The sequence below is a fragment of the Agriterribacter sp. genome, from assembly GCF_035444585.1.
Lineage (GTDB): Bacteria > Bacteroidota > Bacteroidia > Chitinophagales > Chitinophagaceae > Agriterribacter.
On sequence record NZ_DAOMOZ010000179.1, the window covers coordinates 1 to 10,025 of the forward strand.

A 10,025-nucleotide genomic window follows, 5' to 3' on the forward strand; every position below is an offset into this window, starting at 1 on the left:
AACCCACCATTCCCCGGTGACCGGCAACATATATTTTATCGTGTGTGTTCAAGGATATTATTTATAGTTTTTTGTTTATGGTTTGGGTTCGCGGTTCTTCGGATTTCGCGCTTTAGATTTCGAATTTGTTTTGCTTTTTGTGATTTGGTTCTTGGTGCTTCAATCTATTCGTACTGATTCTTCACTGCAAACCCGCTTTCTTTCAAAAGCTTTTCTTTTTTAAAAAGCTCAACGTCGGCGGCTACCATTTCCTTTACCAGTGCCGGGAGGTCGTATTTTGGTTTCCAGCCCAGTTTGGTTCTGGCTTTGGTGGCATCGCCGATCAGCAGGTCTACTTCCGTTGGGCGATAATATTTGGGATCAACAGCTATCACTTCTTTACCCGGCTCCAACTGGTAATTGGGGTTGCTGTAGGATTTCACCACGCCTGTTTCCTTGTCGTTGGTTCCTTTGAAAGCTATTGCTATTCCCACTTCTGCAAATGCCATGCGCACAAATTCACGTACGGGGGTGGTAATGCCCGTGGCAATTACATAGTCTTCGGGTTTATCCTGCTGCAGTATCAGCCACATGGCTTCCACGTAATCTTTGGCGTGGCCCCAGTCGCGCTGCGCATTGAGGTTACCGAGATATATCTTATCCTGCATGCCCAGGGCGATCTTTGCCACTCCGCGTGTTATTTTTCGCGTAACAAATGTTTCGCCCCGCAATGGTGATTCATGATTGAACAGGATGCCGTTGGTGGCAAAGATATTATAAGCCTCGCGGTAATTTACGGTGATCCAGTAGGCATATAACTTGGCTACGGCATAAGGCGACCGCGGATAGAAAGGCGTTGTTTCCGATTGCGGCACCGCCTGCACCAGTCCGTATAATTCGGAAGTGGATGCCTGGTATACCCTGGTTTTCTGCGACAGCCCCAGGAACCTAACGGCTTCCAGTATGCGCAGGGCACCCAGTCCGTCGGCATTGGCCGTATATTCAGGGGTTTCAAAGCTTACATGCACATGGCTCATGGCCGCAAGGTTATATATTTCATCCGGCTGGGTTTCCTGTATGATGCGGATGAGGTTGGTAGAATCGGTAAGATCACCGTAATGCAGCTTCATGCGCACATTTTGCTCATGCGGATCCTGGTACAGGTGATCTATCCGTTCGGTGTTGAACAGTGAGCTGCGGCGTTTGATGCCGTGCACGAAATATCCTTTTGATAGCAATAGTTCGGCTAAATAAGCGCCGTCCTGCCCGGTAATGCCGGTAATTAACGCGGTTTTACTCATGATGGGATATAGGTAGATTTATGGTTTGTAAGTTTGTGGTTTATAATTAGACCCTTCCTGCGTTAGGGTGACGAGCAGTGGGTTGTTGATCCGGCTCCATTTTAAATGATCAACAGCGTTACTGTTGTTTGTCATCCTGAGCCTGCTCGTCGTGGCGAGGTACGAAGCGTCTGCAAGTTTGGTTCTGGTGATCTGTTTTTTGATGCTTCTCCCCTGTACCCTGCAACTATTATGCGGTCTGACGCTCCTTCGTCGCGTACCGACCGCAACATTTTCCACATTTCCTGAAATACTCTTCCCCTCTGTTCAACCTATGAGGCTTTGCCACCCTGCAGTTTCTCCTTCACAAACCCCATGGGTTCCTGCTATCGCTTCAAAAACTGTCCCAGCTTTCGCAGCGGTTTCATGTACAAAGTAAAGAAATAAGGATCCAGATCATTTATTTTCCAGGCCAGCCTGTCCTGGCTGTTGGCCTTTAACCTGTTCCTTAAGGATGCCGTGCTTACGCCGCCTACCCGCATTTTAATGATCACTTCATTAATGTACACGGCCGGTATTTCATGCTTCAGCAATATGCGCAGCATGAGCTCATAATCGGCTGCCGAACGCAGGCTGCAATTAAAAAGACCTACCTTGTCGTATACTTTCCGGTGTACAAAAAAAGTAGGATGCGGTGGCATCCAGCCGTAATAGAAGCTTCGTTTATTGTATTTGCCCGCCTTCCAGGTGCGTACCACTTTATGTAAATCATCGCGCTGCACGAACTGCAGGTCGGCATAAACCGCCTGAACGCCGGGATTGTTAAAAGCCCGGGCTATGGTTGAAACAACCGTGTTGCGGGCATACACATCATCCGAATTCAAAATACCGATCACATCGCCGGTGGCTGCTGCAATGCCCTTGTTCATGGCATCATAAATGCCTTCATCCTTCTCGGAAATGACTTTGGCTATATGCGGGAACCCGGCAACAATGCGCAAAGTATCATCTGCCGATCCCCCGTCTACTACAATATGTTCAATATCCGCATAATCCTGCTCCTGTATGCATTGCAGTGTATCGCGTATGGTAGAGGCGCTGTTGTAGGTGGCGGTGATAAGGGAGATTTTCATGCCGATAAAATTCTTTTCTACGTTATCACTCTTTGTTTAAGCATTACGGCCGGGTTACCCGAATAAATGCTATAAGCTTCCAGGTTTTTTGTCGCTACCGATGCTACGCTGAGCATGGCATGTGAAAAAGCAGTAACGCCGGGACAAACCGTGGCTTTTGCCCCAATCCAAACGCCATCTTCAAGTATAATTTCTTTTATCATTAGATCAAAACTCGTTTTGGTATAGTTATGATTTCCGGTAAGCAACATGGCTCCCTGGGAAATGCAAACATGGTTGCCCAGTGTTACTTTACCAAGATTATCTATCCAAACCGATTCACCAATCCAGCAGTGGTCGCCAATGACCAGTTTCCAGGGGTATTTGATGTTTACACCCGGTTTTATGATCACACCCGTTCCCAGTTTTGCGCCAAAGCGTTTCAGCAACCAGCATTTCAAACCCGACAACGGGTTAAGCGGATTAATGAAAAAAATTACATTGGTAAAATACCAAAGTGCCTGTTTTATTTTACCGGCTCCTATACTTTGTTTGTACCAGTTGTTACTGTATGTGCTGTGATCAGTGCGGGACATTGATGTGTATAATTTTTATCTAACGAGACCCTGAACGAATTAAAATACTGTGTGGGTATGTTACAGAGTCGAAGTAATCTCTTCATTCGGAGGTTAATTACTTTCCTTTAAACCGGCTTACTACTCCGCTGCGCTTCTATGGGCTTCGGTGTGTGTAGTTTTCAAAATTTTACATCCGTTTCGTTGGGCTGTATCTTCCGCTTCGCTTCTATAGGCTTGCTTCGACGTGTATAATTCTTTTTAACTTCTGGCATGCATTTACGTCTCGCAATGACGTTCCTTTTTTATCACCATGCCTTTATCTCCTCCCACAGGTCATTCCATTCGGGGTTCATACTTTCAATCAATCTTATTTTCGCTGCCCTGCTTCCTGCCTTGATCCTTTTTTCTTCCTCAATGGCTTCCATAATGGTTGGAAAGAAGCAATAGTATATTAATTTATCTGTATTATACCTGGCTGAGAAGCTTTTCGGGTACTTTTTTTCTTTATGTTGCCTTATCCTCGCTGCAAGGTTACTGGTAACCCCGGTATATAGTACCGTATGGTGTTTATTGGTTATGATATAAACGAATCCGCCTTTTGCAAACGTCATTACGAGACCCCGACGGGATTAAAGTACTATATGAACATGTTACAGGGTCGAAGTAATCTCCCGGATGTGAGACGGATTACCTTTCTTTAAACCGGCTTTCTACTCCGCTTCGCTTCAATGGGCTTGCTTCGGCGTGTGTAGTTGTTCTAACTTCCGGAATTGGTTCACGCCTCGCAAGACGGGCCTTTAACTGAATAACTCCTTATACTTTTCCTTCAGGTTAGCGCTTTCCGTAAAATTTTTGGCATACTGCCACGCCCCGGCGCTCCACTGCTGATAAGCTTCATCATCCATATCAGCCACTTCCTGCAACACCTGCACAAAAGCTTTCTCATCTGTTAACGGCAGGTCCCATCCCGCATGCTGTTCCTGCAAATTGCGCCAGGGCGTTTGATCACTAATGAGCACCGGCCGGCCGGCGCTCAAAGCCTCGAAAATGGCATGACCGAAATTTTCGCCAAGCGTTGGCAACACAAAAAGATGATGTTGTTGTATTACCGTGGTTACTTCATTGTTGTTTACCGGGCCTTCATACTGCACGGAAATGTTTTCGGGCAACGCTTTTGCAGCATCAATGCACTGTTGCCAGTATTGTTCATCTTCTACGGCGCCCCTGATCGTAAAATCCAACTGTGTGGCTGCAGGCAGCTGAAACAGCAGAGACAGGAAAAATAAAATATTTTTTTTTGGAGCAACCCGTGAAATAAAAACAGCCCTGATCTCTCCTTTATTTTTCTTTAAATAAGTTAACTCGGGCTGAGCTGCAGGTGAAAAATTTGGAATAACCGTTACATTATTTACGCTGGGCAAATAGGTATAAATATCTTTTTTCTCCTGCTCATCTGTGGCATGAGCATGAATATATTTAGACACACCCAAAAAATTCAACGCAGCCAAAAAGGTCTTCTTCTTGCCCGACTTAAACTGAATGGCGCCCTGTTGCAACATTCCCCTCGGAGCAAGCACCACTTTAGCCTTAATAAAGCCCAGCCTTTTCATCAGCAAGGGGTAAATGGTAAAATACCTGGAATACATGTTGTTCAGGTAAATATAGTCGGGCTTAATATCCTGTACCTGCACCAGGATATTTTCCCAGTTCAGCGCGCCGGGGGAAGCATAGCAAACCTGAACACCATTCCGCTTTATCCAGCGATTGGTTTCAACCTGCGGATAAGCATGTTCATCACCCAGGTCCCTGTCGCCGGTGAAAATATAAATATCATGATCCTCCTTCATGTGCGCTGCAAAATTCACGCAGGAACGGATGGGACCGCCGGCTTTGAAGGCGGGTTCGTACCAGTCTGTGAAGAGCATGATCTTTTTTGGGGTCATTATTTAAATACAGGTTAGGGCAATAGAACGTTTTTGCTTACTGGTACTTTGTTCTTTTTAAGGGGTTGTGCTTTACCCCTGAGAAATAATCGTCAATTGAATTTTTTAAAGTTGCTGCCCAAATGTCAAGACTATATCCTGAGGCTAATGCCTGGCTTCGCTTTCCCATTTCATTCAGGTTATCCGGCGTGGTGTCCATAAACGCAATGCATTGCTGTTGTAAGCTGGCAGATGATCCGCTTACAAAGACTTTCCCGTTGAATCCGTCAATCAAGAATGCAGAACGTGATCCTACCGCTTCAGACAACAATAAAGGGCTGCCAAGCAAAGCATACTCATGTACTACCACCCCCCATGCATCGTAATTGCTGGGCAGTACAAATACGCCTCCATCAGCAGTTTTGGCCGCCAGTTCGTGTGGCTGGAGAAATGCATAGTATTCTATACAATCATGTGCCAATGCCATTTGCTCAAACTCTTCTCTTTTATTGCCGTTGCCCACTATAAGAAAGCTCCAATTGTTTTTCTTTAGATAGGGTATCATTGCATTAAGGGCTTTATGCAGAACCTCAATGCCCTTAATTTCCAATAGCCTGCCAACATAAATAAATCGCTTTGGCACATTGGTCTTTGCATGCGATATGAACAGGTTCGTGTCTGCCGTATAATAGCGCAGCATAATATTGTATCGCGCAAAGCCCAGTCTCCTTGCATATTCAAATTGATACACTCCAGGGATCCACATTTTGTCAAATCGTGTTTTTAAAACCCATGGGCTGATGAACGTGAGCAGGCGCTGTTTTAATGTTCCCATCCATTGATTATCTGCAATGCAGATGGTGAGCAAGTTGTTAGCGTGTGCCCATTTGGCAGCTTTCATATACAGCTTATCGGCCCATCCCGCAGAGATCACTACTTTAATATCATTTTGTTGTATGAGGGATATCAAAGCCTTCATGTCAATCTCATCGCGGTTATAAAACGAGAGGTAGACACTTTTCTTAAGCTGAAAAGGAGAATTTTTATCTGTTGCATATTTAACTACATGCACATTTGAATGATGCAGCTCTGCATAATGAGAAAAAGATGCATTTATGTATGCTGAAAACCGGGTATATAAAACAAGAATATTCATTATTTATTTTTCATGGCTGCAGCCGTTAATACAATTCCTTTGTCCAGGGAAGTCAACTCACGTCCAAGCAAACTCATCATCTTACTGTTGTCGGGGCACCTTCTTCTCATGTCCCCTTCTTTCAGCGGTGGTAAGTAAATAAGCTTTGAAGATGAGCCCAGCACTTCTATTACCCGTTTTGCAAGGTTGGCAATAGTTATTTCCAGATTGCTGCCCACGTTAATGGTATCATTAACCAGTAAGTCCTTTTCAATGGCAAGCCTCGCAATTTCAATATTGTCGTCTATATAGCAAAAAGTCCGGGTTTGCAAACCATCACCGTAAATGGGGATATCCTCATTGTGTAAGGCCGCCATAATAAATTTAGCGATCACAAAATCTGTGCTCTGGTTTGGTCCGTAGGTATTGAAGAACCTGAATATGGTATAGTCAAGCCCATATTCCTGCTGGTAAGAGCGCAGGTAGGCCTCTCCCAAGTTTTTTACAATGGCATACGGTAATCTCGAATTCAGGGGTGTGGTATTTTCTTTTTGCGGTATCTCAAATGGTTCTCCGTATACTTCGGAAGAAGAGGAAAAAAATACCCTTTTAACACTGGTGCTTTTGGAAAGAGAAAGTACGTTTTTAATGCCATCTATATCTTCCAGCACCGCTATCGGCATATGCAGTGTACGCTGCACACCCACCACCGCGGCATAATGAAAAACGTACTCAAAAGAGTAATGCAGCATAACAGGGGCTATCTCATCGAACCTGTTGGCATCGGCCCTTATAAATTTAAAGCTTGAAACACTTTTGGGCGGAAGCTTTTCTATGGAGCCTGTGCTCAGATCATCTACCACCACCACAAAATTATTCTGATCTTTAACCAATAAGCCTGCGAGGCTGCTGCCTACATTACCTGCTCCCCCCGTAATTAATATGTACCTCATGTTTATCTGTTGTGTTTAAAATTTTTCGTTTTTGTACCTGCTTCTCTTTTTCTTTCTGTCCCTGCCGGTAGTTAAAAATATAAGCGAAAATGAAGAAAGGTACGCCACTATGGAAATAATGGCCCTCCCTTAAAAAGCCGGCTATCATCATTACGAGAATGCTGTGGCTAATGATCCAGCGTTTCATATTTGACGAATCACCGAATCGGAACTTAAAGATTAAAACGAGAAATATGGTTATCCCCATTAGTCCCGTTTCTGAAGTCAGCCTCAGAAATAAAGAATTCGCATCTGCTTTATTGAAGTCCTCGAAGGGAAGCTGAACCGATTTCGTTAATGAATATTTATCAAATGACTCCGGGTGAGAGCCGAGTCCGCCGCCGAAGACAGGATTTTTTTTAAATGATTCGATAGCTACAACATAATTGTTTAGTAAAGCGAAAGAAGAACTGTTAAGCCTCATTAAAAAAACCCGATCATGAATTCTGTCATATTCCTTAACTATCAAGAGTGAATCATCTACCCTTTTTCGTACCAGGTCGAAGTTGGCATATATATAGGTAAAAGCAAAAAACAAAGACACCAACAAAATGATTGTTTTAGGCAGCGAGATGTGGCGGAGCAGAATAAAGGCAATACTGAACAATATAATAATGTAAGCGTGAGTTGAAAAAGTGAGCAGCGAAATGATGATGAATAAATAAGCTTTCTTTTTTGAAAACATGAAAACCTGGTTATTCATAAGATTATAGATGGAAATAAAGAGCACGGGAGCCAATACAAATGCCAGTTGGGAAGGTTCCGATACGATCGAATTTACCCGCAATAATCCTTCTGAAAAAACGAGTGTCCATTTATTTAAAAACCATTTGAAATTATACCCGGGCGTAAAGCCTATAAGCGCGCTGGCGAACTGGAATACGCCAATCCATACTACCACATAAGCAAATTTTACGTACAGCCCGAAGAGTTTTTCGACTTTAAATCCATTGAATGCAAAGGCATAATAATAAAAGGAATAAATAAAAAAAATACTGATGTATGTTTTTAAAAAATTATCCAGGGTATTGGTTCCGGTCAATACACTAAATATACCGGCAATTCCCAGTGACAATATAATCCACAAATACCCTTTCCCCAAGTTGAAGTGCCTAAAAAAATAGGGGAAAATGATAAGTATGGGGATGTAAAATATATAAAACTCAAAGGGCGTTCTAAAGAATGCATAGGCTGTTGCAAAGATGGTAAAAACCACCAGCCAGTTTATTCTTTTCTCTGTATATAACCCCCGGTTATCCATTTTATTTTGCACGCCATTCCAGGTAATCAATATCTGCTGTACCATTGCCGACCCCAATAACCCAATTTTTATCGTTCGCAGGGGTTAACTGATTGAGAGCAATCTTGATTTCGGTCCATTCCTCGTCCGAAACATCTACCTTTTTATTGAACCCGCCATATTGTATATGTATAACAGGAATGCCTTCTTTTCTTCTGCACCTGATAAGCAGCGATTGCCAAACGTTTTTTTCCTCCCTGCCTTGTACTCTGTAGTTAACCGTATGGTTGTCACCCAAACGGATATAAGAGGTGAAATTTGTATAATCCCCCACCCCTGCATCGGTAATTCTTTGTACATTATCGTGCGTACTTTCGGACTCGACAAAAAAGTTATCTGACCAGTACCATGGATGCTCATACTGATGCCAGCCATCCAACTGGTAAAATACGGGGTCGTTCCCGGAAAGATCCAACACATACATGCTTCCCTGTCGTCGGATGTTGAAGGTTATTTTTCGTCCCTCCAGCGTGATCGAGGTACTGGCTTCTATGGCGGTATTTCCTTTATAGTTGGAGTTAGGTTGGAGGGAACCGTAAATCAGGTATTTTTTGTCCCATTTACGCACCAGTGCCAGATGATTGTATGATGAAGCGGCGAAAGCAAAAGGCATACGTTGCTCTTTTGATAGGGGATCTTCCAGCAACACTCCCTTATCCAGGAATTCCCATACCTGCGAAGCCATAGCCTGGGCATAAGCCGGCATGGCAGCCTGGTAGATATAACCCCTGGGATCATTAGGCCCTTTACCATTGGGCCAACCGGTGGAACCGGTTACGTTGAAATAGCCTACATGAAAGAAATCTGCTCCCAGCATCACCATAGATTTCAGTAGTCCGAGCCATTGAGCCGGGCGGATATTCTTTTCCTCCAGGTTCCAGCCGGCACTGATAAAAGGCGCGAAAAACTTTACACCCAAAGCCATTTCTTTCTTCCTGCCCGCTGCTACCGTTCCGTATCCGTTCAATGGTCCTGAAGATATGCGCCAGTTGTCGGGCCGGGCCGGGTAAAAAGCCGGGGTGGAGCGGGGTGTGCCATTAAATAAGCTATTGGTGCCTATCCGCTCATTGTATTGGGGCCAATAGGCACTGTTATATGCACTAACATTATAAAAGGTGAAGGCAACATTTTTCCAGGGAATATTGTTAAGGATGGCAGCTTTATACACCGAATCAAAACGGTTCAGCATCCAGCCATTGAAACCTTCATAATCCATTCCTGACTTTTTTAGACATGCCGTTACCTCAGGGCTCTGCTCCAGAAGCTGCTGCGGCCATTTGTGACCAAACCATTCCCCATTTTCGTTGATCATGTTTATTTTGCGGGTTAAGTGGCGTCCTAGCTGTTTAAGGTAAAAGGCTGAAGTAAGGGCATCCTTTTCCACCAGTTCCATTGAGGAAAATGGGTTCAGCCATTTTTTATTGTTGTATAGAATGGGTTTGCCGTTTTTACTGCTGAGATAATATTTGTCCGGCAGATTCTTCGCCGTGACATAGGGTGAGGACCGGTCGAAGCCCGCCTGCACGGGCTTGTTCTGCACCTGCATCAATACCGTGGCGGCCGGTAATTGTGGATGTGTATTGGCATAGGTGATCAGTGACGGAAATATTTCAGCAGGATCGGTATATCTTTTTTGGGCAGTAGCCGCCCCCACTCTAAGCGTTGGCAGCTCAATATAATAGTTCCAGTTAACAGCCAGTTCGTCAGTCAAACGCACAGCAGTTTGG

At 44.2% G+C, this 10,025-nt stretch carries 9 protein-coding genes; all 9 read right to left on the bottom strand.

Translation table 11 applies throughout. The annotated features are described in order from the left end of the window. Positions 1-164: 164 nt before the first annotated feature. Entirely contained in the window at positions 165-1,280 is a 1,116-nt protein-coding gene (gene gmd / locus PLH26_RS16555) for a GDP-mannose 4,6-dehydratase (RefSeq protein WP_324587142.1), read from the bottom strand. Positions 1,281-1,645: 365 nt separating this feature from the next. Next, positions 1,646-2,392 (bottom strand): glycosyltransferase family 2 protein, encoded by a 747-nt coding sequence (locus tag PLH26_RS16560; RefSeq protein ID WP_324587143.1) that lies wholly within the window; start codon positions 2,390-2,392, stop codon positions 1,646-1,648. A 17-nt stretch (positions 2,393-2,409) separates the two neighbouring features. Further along, complete coding sequence (locus tag PLH26_RS16565; protein ID WP_324587144.1) at positions 2,410-2,967, bottom strand: WcaF family extracellular polysaccharide biosynthesis acetyltransferase; 558 nt, start codon at positions 2,965-2,967, stop codon at positions 2,410-2,412. A gap of 287 nt (positions 2,968-3,254) precedes the next feature. After that, complete coding sequence (locus PLH26_RS16570) at positions 3,255-3,560, bottom strand: GIY-YIG nuclease family protein (RefSeq protein WP_324587145.1); 306 nt, start codon at positions 3,558-3,560, stop codon at positions 3,255-3,257. A 186-nt stretch (positions 3,561-3,746) separates the two neighbouring features. Continuing rightward, the gene (locus PLH26_RS16575; RefSeq protein ID WP_324587146.1) at positions 3,747-4,892 is read right to left on the bottom strand and encodes a glycosyltransferase family 4 protein; all 1,146 of its coding nucleotides are present in this window, start codon (positions 4,890-4,892) and stop codon (positions 3,747-3,749) included. 37 nt (positions 4,893-4,929) lie between these two features. Beyond that, a complete protein-coding gene (locus PLH26_RS16580; RefSeq protein WP_324587147.1) occupies positions 4,930-6,027 on the bottom strand; it encodes a glycosyltransferase family 4 protein in 1,098 nt (365 codons plus the stop codon). Next, positions 6,027-6,959, bottom strand: coding sequence for an NAD-dependent epimerase/dehydratase family protein (locus PLH26_RS16585; protein WP_324587148.1), 933 nt, complete (start codon positions 6,957-6,959; stop codon positions 6,027-6,029). Before PLH26_RS16585 ends, PLH26_RS16580 begins: the two co-directional genes overlap by 1 nt. Then, positions 6,925-8,316, bottom strand: a complete 1,392-nt coding sequence (locus PLH26_RS16590) for an O-antigen ligase family protein (protein WP_324587149.1) — start codon at positions 8,314-8,316, stop codon at positions 6,925-6,927. The genes PLH26_RS16585 and PLH26_RS16590 overlap by 35 nt, the downstream gene beginning before the upstream one ends. Further along, positions 8,261-10,025, bottom strand: a 1,765-nt coding sequence (locus tag PLH26_RS16595; protein WP_324587150.1) for a hypothetical protein, incomplete at its 5' end; no start/stop codon positions are given. The genes PLH26_RS16595 and PLH26_RS16590, both read right to left, overlap by 56 nt.

Excerpts from the sequence above, each read along its gene's own strand:
- gmd (WP_324587142.1), bottom strand. The coding sequence starts at position 1,280 with ATGAGTAAAACCGCGTTAATTACCGGCATTACCGGGCAGGACGGCGCT.
- PLH26_RS16560 (WP_324587143.1), bottom strand. The coding sequence starts at position 2,392 with ATGAAAATCTCCCTTATCACCGCCACCTACAACAGCGCCTCTACCATA.
- PLH26_RS16565 (WP_324587144.1), bottom strand. The coding sequence starts at position 2,967 with ATGTCCCGCACTGATCACAGCACATACAGTAACAACTGGTACAAACAA.
- PLH26_RS16570 (WP_324587145.1), bottom strand. The coding sequence starts at position 3,560 with ATGACGTTTGCAAAAGGCGGATTCGTTTATATCATAACCAATAAACAC.
- PLH26_RS16575 (WP_324587146.1), bottom strand. The coding sequence starts at position 4,892 with ATGACCCCAAAAAAGATCATGCTCTTCACAGACTGGTACGAACCCGCC.
- PLH26_RS16580 (WP_324587147.1), bottom strand. The coding sequence starts at position 6,027 with ATGAATATTCTTGTTTTATATACCCGGTTTTCAGCATACATAAATGCA.
- PLH26_RS16585 (WP_324587148.1), bottom strand. The coding sequence starts at position 6,959 with ATGAGGTACATATTAATTACGGGGGGAGCAGGTAATGTAGGCAGCAGC.